17 protein-coding genes are annotated in these 16,743 nt (G+C 65.8%); 8 read left to right on the top strand and 9 right to left on the bottom strand.

The genetic code is table 11. From position 1 onward, the window contains the following. Positions 1-10 precede the first annotated feature (10 nt). Positions 11-715, top strand: a complete 705-nt coding sequence (locus ACKWRH_RS26875) for an SDR family oxidoreductase (RefSeq protein WP_445215984.1) — start codon at positions 11-13, stop codon at positions 713-715. A 269-nt stretch (positions 716-984) separates the two neighbouring features. Further along, positions 985-1,821 (top strand): outer membrane protein, encoded by an 837-nt coding sequence (locus tag ACKWRH_RS26870; RefSeq protein ID WP_445215983.1) that lies wholly within the window; start codon positions 985-987, stop codon positions 1,819-1,821. A 66-nt stretch (positions 1,822-1,887) separates the two neighbouring features. On the opposite strand, the gene ACKWRH_RS26865 is transcribed toward ACKWRH_RS26870, so the two are convergent. Further along, positions 1,888-2,943, bottom strand: a complete 1,056-nt coding sequence (locus ACKWRH_RS26865) for a serine hydrolase (RefSeq protein WP_445215982.1) — start codon at positions 2,941-2,943, stop codon at positions 1,888-1,890. Positions 2,944-3,223: 280 nt separating this feature from the next. On the opposite strand from ACKWRH_RS26865, the gene ACKWRH_RS26860 reads away from it, so the two are divergent. The 3 genes from ACKWRH_RS26860 (at position 3,224) to ACKWRH_RS26850 (ending at position 5,151) form a co-directional block, all read left to right on the top strand. Continuing rightward, positions 3,224-3,613, top strand: coding sequence for an ArsR/SmtB family transcription factor (locus ACKWRH_RS26860; RefSeq protein ID WP_166097165.1), 390 nt, complete (start codon positions 3,224-3,226; stop codon positions 3,611-3,613). Continuing rightward, positions 3,613-4,104 carry an SRPBCC family protein gene (locus tag ACKWRH_RS26855; RefSeq protein WP_445215981.1) on the top strand — a complete coding sequence of 164 codons (492 nt, stop codon included), beginning with the start codon at positions 3,613-3,615 and terminating at the stop codon, positions 4,102-4,104. Before ACKWRH_RS26860 ends, ACKWRH_RS26855 begins: the two co-directional genes overlap by 1 nt. Positions 4,105-4,308: 204 nt before the next feature. Then, positions 4,309-5,151, top strand: coding sequence for a hypothetical protein (locus ACKWRH_RS26850; RefSeq protein ID WP_445215980.1), 843 nt, complete (start codon positions 4,309-4,311; stop codon positions 5,149-5,151). A 4-nt stretch (positions 5,152-5,155) separates the two neighbouring features. Here ACKWRH_RS26850 and ACKWRH_RS26845 read toward each other — a convergent pair whose 3' ends face one another. From ACKWRH_RS26845 to ACKWRH_RS26830, 4 genes are all read right to left on the bottom strand, one after another. Then, complete coding sequence (locus tag ACKWRH_RS26845) at positions 5,156-6,367, bottom strand: ABC transporter substrate-binding protein (RefSeq protein ID WP_445215979.1); 1,212 nt, start codon at positions 6,365-6,367, stop codon at positions 5,156-5,158. 44 nt (positions 6,368-6,411) lie between these two features. Then, positions 6,412-7,263 carry a fumarylacetoacetate hydrolase family protein gene (locus ACKWRH_RS26840; RefSeq protein WP_445215978.1) on the bottom strand — a complete coding sequence of 284 codons (852 nt, stop codon included), beginning with the start codon at positions 7,261-7,263 and terminating at the stop codon, positions 6,412-6,414. Between the two features lie 22 nt (positions 7,264-7,285). After that, entirely contained in the window at positions 7,286-8,794 is a 1,509-nt protein-coding gene (gene mhpA / locus ACKWRH_RS26835) for a bifunctional 3-(3-hydroxy-phenyl)propionate/3-hydroxycinnamic acid hydroxylase MhpA (protein ID WP_445215977.1), read from the bottom strand. Positions 8,795-8,870: 76 nt separating this feature from the next. Next, positions 8,871-9,662: a DNA-binding transcriptional regulator gene (locus tag ACKWRH_RS26830; protein ID WP_445215976.1), complete on the bottom strand. Its 792-nt coding sequence runs from the start codon at positions 9,660-9,662 to the stop codon at positions 8,871-8,873. Positions 9,663-9,809: 147 nt separating this feature from the next. Between ACKWRH_RS26830 and ACKWRH_RS26825 the strand changes: the two genes are divergently transcribed. Both ACKWRH_RS26825 and ACKWRH_RS26820 read left to right on the top strand, forming a co-directional pair. Continuing rightward, positions 9,810-10,793, top strand: a complete 984-nt coding sequence (locus tag ACKWRH_RS26825; RefSeq protein WP_445215975.1) for a VOC family protein — start codon at positions 9,810-9,812, stop codon at positions 10,791-10,793. A 44-nt stretch (positions 10,794-10,837) separates the two neighbouring features. Further along, the gene (locus ACKWRH_RS26820) at positions 10,838-11,800 is read left to right on the top strand and encodes an MBL fold metallo-hydrolase (RefSeq protein WP_445215974.1); all 963 of its coding nucleotides are present in this window, start codon (positions 10,838-10,840) and stop codon (positions 11,798-11,800) included. 13 nt (positions 11,801-11,813) lie between these two features. Here ACKWRH_RS26820 and ACKWRH_RS26815 read toward each other — a convergent pair whose 3' ends face one another. Both ACKWRH_RS26815 and ACKWRH_RS26810 read right to left on the bottom strand, forming a co-directional pair. Then, positions 11,814-12,461 (bottom strand): response regulator, encoded by a 648-nt coding sequence (locus ACKWRH_RS26815; protein WP_028154958.1) that lies wholly within the window; start codon positions 12,459-12,461, stop codon positions 11,814-11,816. Beyond that, entirely contained in the window at positions 12,458-13,843 is a 1,386-nt protein-coding gene (locus ACKWRH_RS26810; protein ID WP_445215973.1) for a HAMP domain-containing sensor histidine kinase, read from the bottom strand. The genes ACKWRH_RS26815 and ACKWRH_RS26810 overlap by 4 nt, the downstream gene beginning before the upstream one ends. A gap of 188 nt (positions 13,844-14,031) precedes the next feature. Here ACKWRH_RS26810 and ACKWRH_RS26805 point away from each other — a divergent pair, with 188 nt between their 5' ends. Further along, positions 14,032-14,898, top strand: coding sequence for a DUF2380 domain-containing protein (locus ACKWRH_RS26805; protein ID WP_445215972.1), 867 nt, complete (start codon positions 14,032-14,034; stop codon positions 14,896-14,898). A 14-nt stretch (positions 14,899-14,912) separates the two neighbouring features. Here the strand turns inward: ACKWRH_RS26805 and ACKWRH_RS26800 are convergent, their stop codons facing one another. Next, complete coding sequence (locus ACKWRH_RS26800; protein ID WP_445215971.1) at positions 14,913-15,944, bottom strand: L-idonate 5-dehydrogenase; 1,032 nt, start codon at positions 15,942-15,944, stop codon at positions 14,913-14,915. A 25-nt stretch (positions 15,945-15,969) separates the two neighbouring features. Then, on the bottom strand, positions 15,970-16,737 hold the full coding sequence (locus ACKWRH_RS26795) for an SDR family oxidoreductase (protein ID WP_063982668.1): 768 nt from the start codon (positions 16,735-16,737) through the stop codon (positions 15,970-15,972). Positions 16,738-16,743 lie beyond the last annotated feature (6 nt).

Below are 16,743 nucleotides of genomic sequence, written 5' to 3'. Positions count from 1 at the left end.
ATGATCGATCATGGCAGCAGAGAAGGTCGCACTGGTCACCGCCGGCGGCAGCGGCATGGGGGCAGGGGCTGCGCGGCGGCTCGCGGCCGACGGCTTTCGCGTCGCGATCCTGTCGCCCTCCGGCAAGGGCGAGGCGCTGGCAGTCGAGCTCGGCGGCCTCGGCGTCACCGGCTCCAACAAGTCGAACGATGATCTGAAGCGGCTCGTCGACGGGGCGATGGCCAAATGGGGGCGCATCGACGTGCTCGTCAACAGCGCCGGCCACGGGCCGCGCGCGGCGATCACGGAGATCACTGACGAGCAGTGGCACACCGGCCTCGACACCTATCTCCTCAACGTGATCCGGCCGACCCGGCTGGTGACGCCGGTGATGCAGGCGCAGAAGAGCGGCGCCATCATCAACATCTCGACCGCCTGGGCATTCGAGCCGAGCGCGATGTTTCCGACCTCTGCGGTGTTCCGCGCAGGCCTTGCCGCCTTCACGAAGATCTTCACCGACACCCATGCCGCCGACAACATCCGCATGAACAACGTGCTGCCGGGCTGGATCGACAGCCTGCCGCAGCTAGACGCGCGCCGCGACAGCGTGCCGATGAAGCGCTACGGCAAGGTCGAGGAGGTCGCGGCGACGGTGTCGTTCCTCGCGTCCGAGGGTGCCGCCTACATCACCGGCCAGAATATCCGCGTCGACGGCGGACTGACGCGCTCGGTCTGAGTCGGCGCGCGGCTTCGCTCCGCCATTCTTGGCACTTGTCCTAACGCGACGCGCGGCTTGCGCGGTGCGCCGCTGCGGCGCGTGGCGTTCGGGTCACACTCGTCGCTGGTCTTGCGCGATAAGTCACCGACTACGTCACAGTCCATACGAACTGCGCCGCAGACCGAGACGAACAGACATGCTCCGCCTATCCCCAATCTGCGCCGGATGGCTCCCACCGGTGCGCATTTGAAACGCGAGCGTCAATCGCGGGGGGCATGGAGACTGGAATGAAGAAGTTTTTGCTGGCGGTCGCCTCAATTGCGCTCGGCACCGCATCCGCGCATGCGGCCGACCTCGCGGCGCAATACACCAAGGCGCCGGCGATGGCGCCAGCCTATAACTGGACGGGCTTTTACGTCGGCGGCAATGTCGGCGGGCAGTGGGGCAATGCCGATCTGAACACCTCGACCATCTGGACGCCGGCCGGCTATTTTGCGGCCAGCAGCGTCCCCGCGATCAACGCGGTCGGTGCGCAGGGCGTCAACAGCTCCAGCGTGACCGGCGGCTTCACCGCGGGCTACAACTGGCAGGTCAACCACGCCGTGCTCGGCCTCGAAGGCGACATCAACTATTTCGGTTTCAAGGGCAGCGCGAGCGGCACGGCCTTGTATCCTTGCTGCGCGCCGGACACCTTCACTGTCAATTCATCGGTCTCGGCCGACTGGCTCGCCACCATTCGCGGTCGCATCGGTTTCCTCGCGGCTCCGACCTGGCTGATCTACGGCACAGGCGGTGCAGCGATCGCCGAGGTGAAGGGTAATTTCAACTTCACCGACACGTTCATCGGTGGCGCGACCGAATCCGGAACGATCCGCGATACCCGCGTCGGCTGGACCGCAGGCGTCGGCACCGAATATGCATTCGGCGGCGGATGGTCGCTCAAGGCCGAATACCTCTATGTCGATCTCGGCAAGGTCTCGGCAACCAGCACCAATCTGATGACCTTCGCAGGCACCACTCCGTCTCCGAGCAACGCTTATACCCACTCGGTCGATCTCAAGTCGAACATCATGCGCGTCGGCGTGAACTACAAGTTCGGCGGACCGGTCGTCGCCAGGTACTGAGCATCCCGTTCCTGACCTGGCGCGGGAAGCCCCGGCTCTGCCGGGGCTTCTGTTTCGAGAGACGGTTCAGAGCGAGGCGACGAGCTTCGCCAGCGCGGGCAGGATCTTGTAGCGAACGATCTCGTGCGGGTATTCGCCGCGATTGGCGAGCAGGACGAAGCCGACCTGCCTGATAGGGACGAGGCCGAGATAGCCGGAGGCATTGTTGAGGCCGCCGGGCTTGTCGACGATGGTCGCGCCGGGGAGGTGAACCGTCTCCCAGGCCATGCCTTGTCCGAATTTGTCGTCGACGCGGAAGGTCTCGCGCTGCGTCATCCGCAGCGCTTCGCGCAAATGCGGATCGACCGAGCGGCCGTCGACACAGGCCGCGACGTAGGTCGCGAGATCCCGCGCGGACGAAAACATCTGGCCGGCGCCGGGAAAGTCGAAATAGCTCTGCTGGTTGCCGGGTGGGCCGATCGCCATGCCCTGATCCGAATAGCCTTGCACGACGCGCTGCATCCACGCCGCGTCCATCACGGCGCGGTTGTCCTCGCCGCGCTCCGGCAGAGAGGTCGCATTCATGCCGATCGGGCCAAGGATGCGCTGTTCGAACAGGGTTGCGATGGGAGCGCCGTAGCAGCGCTCGAGCACGAGCTGAAGCAGCACGTAGCAGGCATGGCTGTAGACGCGCTGCCTGCCGGGCGCTTCGCCGGCCTGCGGCTCCCAGGCGTTGAACATGTCGATGAACTGCGTCTGCGAGAACGAGTCGTTCGGCCAGGGCGGATGGTCGGTCGAAAGCAGCATGCCCGACGTGTGCGTGGCGAGCTGGCCGACGGTGACGCGGCGGACATAGTCTCCGGTGAGCTCGGGCAGATACTTCGACAGGCGGTCGTCGAGCCGCAATTCATTCCGGAGCGAGCCCAGCGCCACCAGCGTCGCCTCGAACGGTTTGCGCAGCGAACCAAGGTTGAACAGCGTATCCGGTGTGACCGGTCTTCGCGTGGCGTCGTCGGCGAAGCCGTAGTTGAAGAACTCGACATGGCGGCCGGCATAGAGCGCGGCGGCGAGGCCGCCCGGCTGGTCCGGCGTCATGGTCGGCGCCAGCTCGTTGGCGACGATGTCGCGCATCTGCGCGATCATGTCGGAATCCGCGGATGCGTGGCGCGGCCAGGCAAGCGCGAGCGGAACGAGCGCAGCCCGGGTGAACGCCCGCCGGGTGAGGTGTGATGAGGTGACAACAGACGGCACGGCTCTGACGCTTGATGCGAAGCGCCCCCTGTCTCTTCTAACTGGGAGGGCCGGGTGCCCCAATTCACGATTGCGCGTTGTGGGTTCCGCCGGCGGTGGCTTGCGGAAAAATACTTAGCTTGTGGGCTAACAATTATTGACGCCGGGCGGTGGAGGGTCTATAGTTAGCTTCATGGCTAACCAATTGTCCCAGCTCGACCAGATCTTCGCAGCCCTCGCCGATCCCACAAGGCGGGCGATCGTGATGCGGCTCTGCGCCGGCGAGGCGTCGGTTGGCGAGCTCGCCGACCCGTTCGAGATGGCGCTGCCGAGCTTCATGAAACACATCCATGTGCTGGAGACGAGCGGGCTCGTTCAGTCGGAGAAATCCGGCCGCGTGCGCACCTGCCGTCTCAGCCCGGACGCGCTCGTCGGCGCGGAGGACTGGTTCCAGCAGCAGCGCGCGATCTGGGAGGCGCGGCTCGACCGGTTCGAGGCTTACGTCATGCAACTGAAGAAAGAGAAGGAGAGGGCGGCCGCCAAGCGACCGTCCCGCACAACCAAACGGAAAGGTTCTGAGTGATGACGAATTCTGCCAATCCCGCTCTGTCGCAATGGTCGATCGACCGCGAGATCGTGATGTCGCGCGTGATCGACGCGCCGCGCGATCTGGTGTTCGAGGCGTGGTCCGATCCAAAACATCTCCCGCAATGGTTCGGGCCGAAGGGCTTCAAGCTCGAGACCTTCGAGATCGACGTGCGTGTCGGCGGCGTCTGGCGCTTCAACATGATCGGTCCCGACGGCACCGTCTATCCGAACCGCATGCGCTTCCGCCGCATCGAGCGGCCGTCGCTGATGGAGATGGATCACGGCGTCGACCAGGACGACGATCCCGGCATGTTCCGCTTCACCGTCACCTTTGCCGAGCAGGCCAACGGCAAGACGGTTCTGATGATGCGGCAGCTGGCGTCGAGCACCGAGCAGCGCGACGGCATGATCGGCTTCGGTGCCGTCGAGTACGGCTACCAGACGCTGGACAAGCTCGCGGCGTATGTTGCTGGGATGAAGAAATAGAGTCCCCGCGTTATTCCGGGGGCCTCGAAGAGGCGCCCCGGAATAAGCTCGGAAACGCATGGGGAGAGCCGTCGCCTTCGCGAATATGACAGCGCGCAGGTCAATTATGACAGCGCCATAACGTAGATTTTTGTCGCGTCGTGCCGCCGATTTATGACAGAATTGCTACCGCTAAATGTCATATCGGTTACGGCGGAGCGATTCATGTTGCAGTGGCAGGCGCGGTCAAATCCCCTCGCGTGGTGGTGGGGGTCCCTGACGCTTGTCAGTGCGGCCAACATTCTCGTTTGGTTCATGCTGTACCGCGAGTTCTATCCGACGGTTGCCGGCAGCGCCGGCGGCGGTTCGGATATCGGGCTGATGTTCCTGCTCTGCGCCGGCTATGTGTTCGGCTGCGCATTCCGATCGTTCCTGCCGCGCGCCGACGTGCAGCGCATCTGCCTGTTCGACACCTGGCTCTCCAGCGTGTTCGTCGGCCGCACCGTCGCGACCGTGGCCGAACTGTGCTTCGTCGCGCAATGGGCGATCATTCTGCATCAGCTAGGTCATATGACCGGGGCCGAGACCGCGGTGAACATCGCGCTGGTGATCGTGCCCATCATCATCATTGCGGAGTGCTTCTCCTGGTACGCGGTCGTCACCACGAACTTCCTCTACAACGCGATCGAGAATTCGTTGTGGGCGGTGACGTTTTTCCTCGCCGGCATCGCGCTGTGCCGCCTCATGCCGGAATTCCAGGGACCGGTGCGCTGGGCGCTGATCGTCGGCATCATCGGCATCGCCTGCTTCCTCGCCTTCCTCGTCACCGTCGACGTGCCGATGTATCTCAGCCGCTGGCGGGCAGGGCATGAAGAGGGCAACAGGCTGCTCGGCTTCCTCGAAGGCCTGCATGACGTCGCGACGCGCTGGGTGGTGACCCACGACATCGCGCATTGGAAGGGCGAGCTGACCTGGATGTTCCTGTATTTCACCGCTGCGGTTTGGTCGAGCCTCGCGCTCTGCGCGCTCTACGCGATGGAAGGCTATCTCACGCGTTATCTGGCCTGAGCGATTACCTGCCGACCAGGCTGCACTTGCTGCGGTCGAGCGGACGGAAGGCCTGGTCGGGCGGGATGGTTGCGACCAGCTTGACGAAGTCCCAGGGACCTTTGGACTCTTCCGGCGTCTTGACCTGCACCAGATAGAGATCGTGCACCATGCGCTGGTCCTCACGGATGCGACCGTTCGGCGTATACGCATCCGACACCGGCGTCGCCTTCATCTTGGCCATCACGGCCGCGCTGTCGTCCGTATCGCTGTCCTTGACGGCTTGCAGATAGTGACGCACGGCGGAATAGACGCCCGCCTGGATCTGTGACGGCATCGCCTTGCGGCGGGCATAGAACGCGTCCGAGAATTTCCGGGCGGCCGGCGAGACGTCCTCGAAGAACGAGGTGACGATGAGATCGCCGCGCGTCGCCTTCAGGCCGACCGCCGCGATGTCGACGTTCTGGAACGACATCGGCACGATCTTCATGCCCTGGTCTGCGAGCCCGAATTCCTCCGCCTGCTTGATCGCGGTGGCGTTGTCGCCGGCGACGTTGATCGCGAGGATTTTTGCGCCGGACGACTGGGCCTGAAGCAGGAACGACGAGTAGTCGGGCGTGCCGAGCTGGGCTTTCACGCTGCCGGCAACCTTGCCGCCGAGCGCGGCGATGCGCTCGCGCGCGGTCGCCTCGATCGAATGGCCGAAAGCATAGTCGCCGGTGATGAAGAACCATGGCTCCCTGCTGGTCTGCATGATGCCGGAGACCACGGCGGTCGCGGTGGAGTAGGCGTCCTGGGTCCATTGCACGCTGGTCGGTGCGCAGGCCTCGTCGGTGAGCTGGTTGGCGCCGGCGCCGGAGACCAGGAAGATCTTGCCGTTGCCTCGCACCAGCTCCTGCACCGCGAGCGCCGCACCGGAACTGCCGCCGTCTGCGATCGCCTGCACACCGTCGCTGAACCATTTGCGGGCGAGCGAGGCCGCAAGGTCCGGCTTGTTCTGGTGATCGGCCTGCAGGATCTCGATCGGCTTGCCGTTGATATTGCCGCCGAACTCCTCCGCCGCTATCCGCGCCGCCTCGACCGAGCCCGGGCCCATGGCGGTCGCGAAAATGCCGTTCATGTCGGTGAGGACGCGGATGCGGATGGCGTCGCCCTTGATCTCGGCGCGCGCGGTGGGGCCTGCGAGCGCCAGCGCAATGAGCAGAGTGGCGGCGGATGTCGTGCGAAGGGGGACCATGGCGTTTCCTGATGTTGTTATGTTTGATTGAGCGGCGTCGGCGGTCAGGCCGGTTCGGCGATGACCTTGTTGCGCAAGGTGCCGATGCCGGAGATCTCGACCTCGACGGTGTCGCCGGGGCGCATCCACAGCGGCGGCGTGCGCTTGGCGCCGACGCCGCCCGGCGTGCCCGTCACGATGACGTCGCCGGGGACGAGCGGACAGATCGTCGAGATGTAGGCGATCAGCTCGGGGATGCCTGTGATCAGGAGATCCGTGGTGGTGTCCTGCACCACAGTGCCGTTCAGCCGTGTCTGCAAGGTCAGTTTGGACGGATCGGGAATCTCGTCCGCCGTCACCAGCCACGGACCAAAGCTGCCACTCTCGGCAAAGGTCTTGCCGGAGAGGAACTGGCTGGTGTGGCGTTGCCAGTCGCGGATGCTGCCTTCGTTGTAGCAGGAATAGCCGGCGATATGGTCGAGCGCGCGGCCTGCGGGGATATGCCGGCCCTCCTTGCCGATGACGAGCGCGAGCTCGCCCTCATAGTCGAAATCGTCGCTCACTTTCGGCTTCACGATGGGCTGGAGATGGCCGACCTGGCTGCAGGGGAAGCGGACGAACAGCGCCGGCTTCTCGGTGACGGTGCGGCCGGTTTCGGCGACATGATCGCGATAATTGAGGCCGACGCAGATGATCTTGCCGGGATCGGGGATCACGGGAGCGAAGGCAATGCTGCCAAGCGGATGATCCGGCGCGGTGGATGCCACTAGCTTTGCCGCCTCGGCGACGCGGCCAGCTTCGAGCAACTGTCGCAGCGTGGTGCAGCCCGCCATGCGCACGCCGAGATCGACGACGCCATTGTCCTTGACGGCCCCGAAGGAGGTGCGGCCGTCGGCGATGAAGGAGAGCAGCTTCATAGGATGTCCTTGAGAGGTTCGGTCAGGCCGCGGACGGCACGTGGGTTGGAGGCGTGATGGCGGCGATGAGCCGGCCGAGTTCGGTCTCGTTGCGGGCAGTACCGCGAATGTAGCGGTCGGGGCGAACGAGCGCGGCGATGACGCCGTGCTCGCGGAGCCAGGGTCCGATGCCCTCTGCATCATCGCTGGTCAGGATATTGAGCCCTGCCTGTGAATGAGCCAGATGCGACGGGAGCGTGGCGGCGCTTTCGACGAGCAACACATGCCTGTAGCCGGTCTGATCGTCGGAGCGGGCGCCATCGCTGAGTATGAATTGCGGTGCGAGATGTCCGGCAATAGGCAGATCGCCGAGTGCGAGCCCCGGGCCGAGCAGCGGCTTTTTCACCTCGAGCTTGACCGGCGCATTGTCGCGCGCTTGCCCGGCGGCAAGGCCCGCTTCGATCGCCTTGGTGTTGATGACGCCGCCGAGGCGAATGGCAAGCTCGATGAACTCGCGCACGTGCGGCTGGCGCTCGCTCTGATAGGTGTCGAGCAGATCGGACGCGACGCCCTCGCGTATGACCGCAGCAAGTTTCCAGGCGAGGTTTGCGGCATCGCGGATGCCGGCGCACATGCCCTGGCCGAGGAAGGGTGGGGTCTGGTGCGCGGAGTCGCCCGCGAGCAGCAGCCGTCCGCTCCGCCATTGCTGCGCAATGACGGAATGAAAGGTGTAGACCGCTGCGCGCTCAAGCTCCGCATCGTCGGGGGTGACCCAGCGCGACAGCAACTCCCAGACCTTGGCCGGCTGCGCGACATCCTGGGAGGTCTCGCCGGGAAGAACCGTGATCTCCCAGCGCCGCCGCGTGCCGGTGCCGCGCACATAGGTCGCAGGCCGCCGCGGATCGCAATGCTGGAGGCTGTAGTCGCCGAGATCGTCGCGCTCGCGCTTGAGCAGAACGTCGATCACGAGCCAGCGCTCGTGGAAGCCGAGATCGTCCATGCCGGAGCCGATGAAGCGGCGAACGAGAGAACGCGCGCCGTCGCAGCCGACGACACAAGCAGCGCGGACCTCGGTGAGCCTGCCGTTGGAAAGGTCCTCGTAGCGGACGCGTACGCCGGTCTCGTCCTGATCGAGTGCGAAGACGTCGCAGCGGCTCCGCAAGGTGACATGCGGCCAGCGCGCAAGGCCGCCGAGCAGCACGTCCTCCAGATCGGGCTGGTGGAAGCGGTAGCTGAGATTCCAGCCCATCGGCGTCAGCGTCTGCGGCCGCGACCAGTCCAGCAGCATCCGGCCGTCGGCGTCGAGGAAGAGCATCCCGGGGCTGAGGATGGTCTGCGGCAGGATCGCGTCGGCGAGGCCAATGGTCTGGAACACGCGCATGCATTCGTCGTCGAAATGCACCGCGCGCGGCAAATGATAGGTCCGCGCCTCGCGATCCAGTACCAGCGTCCGCACGCCGCAAAGGCCGAGCAGATTGGCGAGCGTGGCCCCGACCGGGCCACGGCCGACGATCAGGACATCAAACTCTTCGGAGGCGGATTTATCTTGCATGGGGCTATCTCTTCCCCAAGCCGTGCCGCCCGTTCAACGCCGCCGCGCCAAGTGTCCGCCCAGCGGACGGGCCCGCCTACACCTCGACCGGAATGGCGGATGCCGTCTCCTGAAGTTGCGCTGCAAACTGCGCCACCGCTTCCTCGATCCCCAGAGCCGAGCGGATCCAGATGATGGAGATACACCCGAACACAGCGCCGTTCCGCGCGATGGGAACGGCAATCGAGGCTGTCTTCGGATTGTATTCGCCCTGGCTGCGGATCGCGTAGCCGCGAGCGGCTGTCTCCGCGATCATCTGGTCGAGGCGGGCTTGGTCGAGGAAGGGACGGTCGTCGGCCTCGTCGATGCGGCGGAGATGATTGACGATCAGGTCGCGCTCGCGGGCCGGGCACGCGGCGAGATAGGCGCGGCCCGCAGACGTCCGCAACATCGGCAGGCGCTTGCCGATCATGCCGCGGTCGATCGAGAGCGGGCTGCGGGAATGGGTGGTCTCCTGCACCACCATCGCGGCGTTCTCGTAAGTGGAGAGATCGACCGGCCAGACCAGCGTCTTGCTCAGTTCCGCGAGAAAAGGTGCGGCGGCCTGGCAGATCACCACGCCGGGATCGTATCCGTCGCCGAGACTGAGCGCGCGCCGGGTTACGCGAAAGCGGTCGTCGCTGGCGCTGCGGGCAACATAGCCGAGCTCCTCCAGCGTTTCGAGCAGGCGATAGACCGTGGGACGGGGTAGGTCGAGCGCGCGCGCGACGTCGCCGGCACGGATGCCGCCGGAGCGGTTGACCTCCTGCAGCACGTCCAACCCGCGCTTGAAGGCGCGGACGCCCTCCGATTGCCGCGGTTGTCCGTTCCGCGTCCGCTCCTTGGACACTTCGCATTTCCTCCCTTGTAGCCGATCGCGGCGCGACTATCGTCTTTGCGAACGCGAAGCGATTGCGGGACGCCACCGTAGGATCGCGCGCGGCCGGTATCAAGTTCGCCGCAGTGCGGCGAATGCGATGCCCTCGGGAGGACGTCGATGGAAATCACCGCGCTCGGCTATATCGGGATCAATTCATCCCAGCTCGATCAGTGGGGCCGGATGGCGACCGGGTTGCTCGGCATGCAGCAGGTCGATCGCGGCGGCAAGATGCGCGCCTTCCGCATGGATGATCGCAGGCAGCGCCTGATCGTCGATGGCAGCAGCGACGCCGGCCTCGCGGTGATGGGCTGGGAGGTTCCCTCGACCGCCGAGCTTGACCAGTTGGCGGGGCGGCTGGAAAGCCACGGCGTCAAGGTGACGCGCGGCTCACGCGCGCTGGCCGACGAGCGGCATGTGACCGAGCTGATCGCGTTCACTGACCCGGCCGGCAACCGGCTGGAGGCTTTTTGCAAGCCGGAGCTTGCGAGCGAGCCATTCAAGCCGGGCCGGCCTATCTCGGGTTTCCGCACCGGTGCGCTCGGCATGGGGCATGTCGTGCTCAATGTCGAGGACGTCGAGCCGCTGGTGCCGTTCTATCGCGACGTGCTCGGCTTCCACGTTTCCGATTTCGGCCTCAAGCCCTATGGCCTCTACTTCTTCCACGTCAACGGCCGTCACCACTCCTTTGCGATGGTCGGCTCGGGGCGCAAGGCGCTGCATCATTTCATGGTAGAGCTCGGCAGTCTGGACGATGTCGGGCAGGGTTACGATCTCGCGCAGATGGACGACGGCCGCATCGCCTACACGCTGGGCCGGCACACCAACGACCACATGACCTCGTTCTACGTGAATACGCCGTCCGGCTTCTTCATCGAATATGGCTGGGGCGGGCGCGTGATCGATCCCGAGACCTGGCAGCCGCACGAGACCTTTGACGGGCCCTCGCTGTGGGGCCACGAGCGCCTTTACATGCCGGAGGAGCCGCGCAAGCGCCTGCGCGACATGCGGCTGGATGCGGCGGCCCGCGGCGTCCGTGTCGCCGACCCGCGCGTTCCGCCGCTCAACTGCGCATGGCTCGACGCAGTGGTCGCGCGCGAATGATCCGCGGCCACGCGGCAACAATTTGACATCCAGGGAAGAACACTATGCTCAAGACCCTCTTGAGGGCGGGCCTTGTGCTGCTCGCGTTCAGCACTTCTGCCTCAGCCGAACCGATCAAGGTGACATTGCTGGGCACCGGGGTGCCGACGCCGCGGCCAACCAGTTTCAGCGCTTCGACGCTGGTGGAGGCGGGGAGTGAAAAACTGCTGTTCGATCTCGGCCGCGGTTCCACCATGCAGCTCTACAAGCTGAAGATCCCGCTCGGCGCGATCACCGCGAACTTCATCACCCATATGCATTCCGACCACCTCGTCGGTCTGCCCGACATGTGGCTGACCGGCTGGCTCGCCACGCCATGGGCCTCGCGGAAGGGGCCGATGAAGCTCTACGGCCCCAAGGGCACCGTCGCCATGACGGAGAACCTGACCAAGGCGTTCGCCGACGACATCCGCATTCGCATCGACGACGAGCATCTCGATCCGAAGGCTGTGGAGTTCGCCGCGAAGGATATCGAGGCCGGAACTGTCTACGACAACAACGGCGTCAAGGTCACCGCGATCGAGGTCAACCATGGCGACAAGATCAAGCCGTCGTTCGGGTATGTCGTCGAATATGGCGGCCACAAGATCGTGCTGTCCGGCGACACCAAATACGATGAGCGCATCGCGAAGGCGGCTGAAGGCGCCGATCTGCTGATCCACGAGGTTGCGGTGATCGAGCCGGAGCTGCTGGTCAGAAATCCGGTCTATAAGGACATCCAGGCGCACCACACGTCACCCGAGGAAGCCGGCCAGATCTTTGCATCCGCCAAGCCAAAGCTCGCCGTCTATTCCCACATCGTGTTCGGCACGGTGAAACCGGGGCCCGACATTCCGGAGGAGCCGCTGATCCTGCGCACACAGGCCGCCTACAAGGGGCCGCTGCTGGTCGGCCGCGACATGATGTCGTTCAGGATCGGCGACACGGTCGAGGCATTTGCACCTGACGGAGCGAAGCTGGAGCCTTAAGCTTTCGTCGAGATCAGACCTCCGTCAATATTCCTTGCCGCAGCGCCAGCCGGACCAGCTCGATGTCGGAGCCGACGCCGAGCTTGTCCTTGATCAGCGAGTGCAGGTTCGCCACCGTCTTCGGGCTGACATGGAGCGTCTCGGCGATCTCCTCCGTCGTGTTCTCGGCGAGCAGCAGCCGCAACACCTCGAACTCGCGCGGCGTGAGCACGTCGGCGGCCGAGCTCTCGCCGCTAATGCGGCTGAGCGCGAGCTCGTGGTCGATGTCGGGGCTGATGGCGATCTTGCCGGCGAGCACGTCCATCACGGCGCGCACCAGCGTCTCGGGCGGGCTGGTCTTGGTGACATAGCCCCGCGCGCCGGCGCGGATCGCCTGCACGGCGAAGCCGGCATTCTCGTGCATGGTGAAGACCAGGATCCGTGCCGCCTTGTCCCATTGCCTGATGCGCCTGACGGCCTCGATGCCGCCGATGCCGGGCATGCTCAGATCCATGATGACGAGGTCGGGCGCCTCGGATTTGAAGAGACGGTAGGCCTCGGCGCCGTCGGCCGCTTCGGCGACGACGCGAAGCCCGGGCTGCTTCTGGAGCACGGAGCGATAGCCCTCGCGAACGACGGAATGGTCGTCGACCAGCAGAATGGTCGCATCGGCCGCGCTCATGCCGCGCGCTCCAGTGGCTGCCGATCGAGGCCTGCAAGCGGAATGACCACGCGCAGCGCGGAGCCGCCGTTCGGCGCGGCCTCGAAGCTCAACTGGCCGCGCAGGGCCGCAACGCGCTCGCGCATGCCGAGCAGGCCCATTCCGGATTTTGCGGCGGGATCGTTCGACCGTCCGTCGTCGTCGATCGCAAGTGCGATCTCGTCGGCACGCATCGCGAGCTCCAGGCTGACCCGTGTGGCGCCGGCATGCTTGGCGGCGTTGGTGAGCGCCTCCTGCACGATGCGGTAGAGACTCGCGCTGATCGTGGCGGGCAGGGTCGCGAACGCACCGTCGAACCGGATCGAAAACCGTGTCTGGCCGCGGCTACGCCCGTTCCAGCCCGCGACCAGGCCTTCGAGGCTCGCCACGAGCCCGAGCTCCTCGACGTCGGGCGGGCGCAGCCGGAACAGCGCGCCGCGCAGCGTCTCCATCATGCCGGTTGCGGTCCGCGCGATGCCGTCGCACTCGCCGAGCAGGGAGGGGCAGTCCTGTACGGCGGTCTGGCGGGCAGAGGAGGCGAGCGCGCGGATGGCGGCCAGCGACTGGCCGAACTCGTCATGCAGCTCGCGCGCGAGATGGCGGCGCTCCTCGTCCTGGAGTGCGATCAATTTCCGCGTCAGCTCGCTGCGCTCGGCCAGCGCGGTGTCGAGGCTTTCGGCGAGATGGTTGAAGACGTCGCGGATCGCCGACAGCTCGGCGAGATCGAACGGCGGCAGCCGCGTCGAAAGGTCATTGGCGGCGATCTGTTCGAGGCCGGAGCGGATCATGCGGGTGGGGCGCAGCGCACGCGCCAGTGCGGCGTAGACCAGGACGCATAGCAGCGGCAGTGCGATTGCAAGTGCGAGCATCAGGCGGCCGGCCTCGTGCCAGGCGTCGGCCGTCTGCACCGCCGGGTCGACCGAGACCACGGTCTCGCCGAGTTTCGTTCCACGCACGATCACGGGCCGTGCCGCCTCGCGGCCGGGGTCGAACAGGCTGCGATAGAAGGCCGCGAAGACCTGCGGCGGCGGGTTCGCCGGTATCGGCGCGCCGCTACAGAATCGCTGGAGGATGTCGCCGCTCACGCCGCGGAACGCCAGGCACAGGCCGGGCGTCATCACGTAGGCCGAAACGGGGTCGAGGTTGGGAAAGTCCGAGCGCGGGCTCGCCACCCACTGGATCTTGCCCTGTTGCAGCTCCAGCGTCTTGGCCACGATGGCGGCGATGTCGTCGAGGCGCGCATGGGCCGCGCGGTCGGCGGTGATGAGGAAATAGGCGGAGATCGCGGCGAAGCACGCGGCCGATATGGCGGCCACGCGCAATGTCAGACGGACCTTGAGATCGAACCTCGGGCGGTTCCACATCGGCGGGCACCTGGCGCGAACGGAATTGTCGCCCCAGCATTAAACGGCAGAACGCAAGCGGCGCAAAGCGCCGCGCTTACCGCAGTGCAACGTCGTGAAATTTTCCCGGCCTTGGCCGGGACCAGCGCAGCTGCATGACCTGAGGCTGCCGTCCAGATTGCGCCGCCGCTCCATCACACGAGGCCCGCATGCGCCGTATCAGCTTGATCCTCTCTGCTTTCCTCCTCTTCGTCCTCCCGGCGGCCTCTTCGCCTGCCGGTGCCGAGGATGCCATCGGCGTTGCCATGGACGATTTCAGCTACACCGATACGTCGGCCGAGCCTGCCAACCAGACCGCCGCGCACGAGCGGCGGCTGTCGGCGTTCATGGCCGCGCTCAGGCGGGATATCAGTGCGGACGGCCGCTACCGGCCGGTGCCGGCTGCCCAGGACGGTGCGGCATTCAAGGTCATCGGCGGCATCCAGAAGACGAGCACGCTGGTGCAATGGGCCAAGGTCGCCGTGATCGACGTCGGCGCCAAGAAGCTCGTGATGGACAAGCTCTACACCTTCCGTGGCGACAGTGATGAATCATGGGAGCGTGCCGAGATTTTCGTGTCTCGCGAAATCATGGCCGCGCTCGCCACGCCCGCGCCGGTCGCGCTGGCCGTGTTCGATTTCGAGCTTGAGGACACGACCGCCGCCGCAGCGGGCACTTCGGCCGCGTCGGATGCGTCATATCTGGCCGAGGTCACCGGCAGCGTGCGCGAGGCGCTGGGTCAATCCGGCCGCTACCGCATCGTTGATGCCGGCGGCGAGGCGGTCAAGGCGCGCGCCTTGCGGGATTGCGGTGGCTGCGAGGCGGCGATCGCGCAAAAGCTCGGCGCGGATCAGTCGCTGATCGGCGTGGTGCGGCGGGTCAGCCGCACCGAATACACGCTCGGCTTCCAGGTCCGCGATGCCAGGACCGGTGCGGTGCTGTCGCATGGCGACAGCGGCCTGCGCATGGGTGCCGACTATTCGTGGAAACGGGGCGCGGTCCGGCTGGTCAGCGATAAGCTGATCGGGAGCCAGTAGCGGCGATACTTGCCCTAGAACGTCAGCTGCACCTTCATCGATTGCGAGCGGTCGCTGGCGAGTTCGAACGCGGCGACCGCGTTCTCGAACGGCATGGTGGCCGTGATCAGCGGTTTCACGTCGATCAGCCCTTCGCCCATCAGCCGCACCGCGAGCTCGAATTCGGGGTCGAAGCGGAAGGTGCCGCGGAGCTGCAATTCCTTGGCGACGATGGAGTTGATCGGCAGCGTCATCTCGCCGCCGAGACCGAGCTGCACCAGCGTCGCGCCGGGCCGGAGTACGTCGAGCGCGGTGCGAAGCGCGGCCTGGTTGCCCGAGGCCTCGAACAGGGTGTCGAACACGCCCTTGCCGGCGCGCCAGGGATCGAGCGCTGTGGCATCGGTCGCGACATTGATGGCGTGGGTGGCGCCGAGCTTCTTTGCGACCGCGAGCGGTGCGTCGGCAACATCGGTCACCACGATCTCGGATGCGCCGCCGAAGCGCGACACCAGGATCATCAGCGCACCAATCGGCCCGCAACCCGTGATCAGCACGCGCTTGCCGAGGAGGGGGCCGGCCTGCTTGCCGGCATGCAGGCACACCGCGAGCGGCTCGGCCACCGCGGCTTCCGCCAATGTCAGCTTGTCCGCGATCGGCACCGCCTGCGTGGCATCGACCGTGATGAATTCGCGAAAGCCGCCCTGCACATGGGGGAAGCGCATCGCGCTGCCGAGGAAGCGCATGTCGAGGCACTGGTTGCGCATGCCTTCCTGGCAATGCAGGCACTGGCCGCACGGTCTGCTCGGATTGACGGCGACGCGCGTGCCCGGCTTCACATTGGTGACGCCGTCACCGACGGCCGCGACCACGCCCGCGATCTCGTGGCCCAGCGCCATCGGCTGCTGGATGCGCACGACGCCGAAGCCGCCGTGATGGTAGTAGTGCAGATCGGAGCCGCAGATGCCGCCGTTCGCAATCTTGACGCGGACTTCGCCCGGAGCGGGTTCTGGATCGGGATAGCTGTCGATCCGCAGGTCTTTCGGGGCGTGGATGACGACGGCGCGCATGGTCTCGTTCCCTTGGCGTTCGCGGTTACATCGCGGCGATCATGCCGCCATCGACATAGATGATCTGTCCGTTGACGTAGGTCGAAGCGTCCGACGCCAGGAAGATCGCGGCGCCGACGAGCTCGTCAGGCCTGCCCCAGCGCTTGGAGGGGATGCGACCCATCAGCCAGTTGTTGAAGTCGGTGTTGTTGACCAACGCCTCGTTCATGTCGGTGAGCATGTAGCCGGGGCCGATCGCGTTGGCCTGGATGCCGTGCTGGGCCCATTCCACCGCCATCGAGCGGGTCAGGTTCTTGATGCCGCCCTTCGCCGCGGTGTAGGGCGCGATGGTGGGGCGTGCGAGCTCGCTGCCGAGCGAGCCGATATTGATGATCTTGCCGTGCTTGCGCGGGATCATGCGCTTGCCGGCCTCGCGGCCGATCACGAAGGCGCTGGTGAGGTCAGTCTCGATCACCTTGCGCCATTCGTCGGTGGTGAACTCGACCAGCGGCTTGCGGTGCTGGATCCCGGCATTGTTGACGAGAATGTCGACCGCAAGCCCTTCGCGGTCGAAGCGCTCGAAGGCCGCGACGATCGCCGGCTCGTCGGTGACGTTGAAGGCGGCGCCCTCGGCCTGATGTCCGGCGGCGCGAAATTCGGCCACGGCCTGCTCGACTCGCTTGGGGTCGACGCCGTTGATGATGATCTTGGCGCCGGCCTTGGCCATGCCCTCGGCAATGGCGCGGCCGAGCCCGCGGGAGGAGCCGGTCACGAGTGCGGTGCGGCCGGAAAGGTCGAAGAGGGCGGTGCTCATCTCAAG

It is taken from the genome of Bradyrhizobium sp. Pa8 (genome assembly GCF_052588265.1).
The sequence above is the reverse complement of the archived record's forward strand: the minus strand, read 5'-3'. Positions and strand labels throughout refer to the sequence as shown.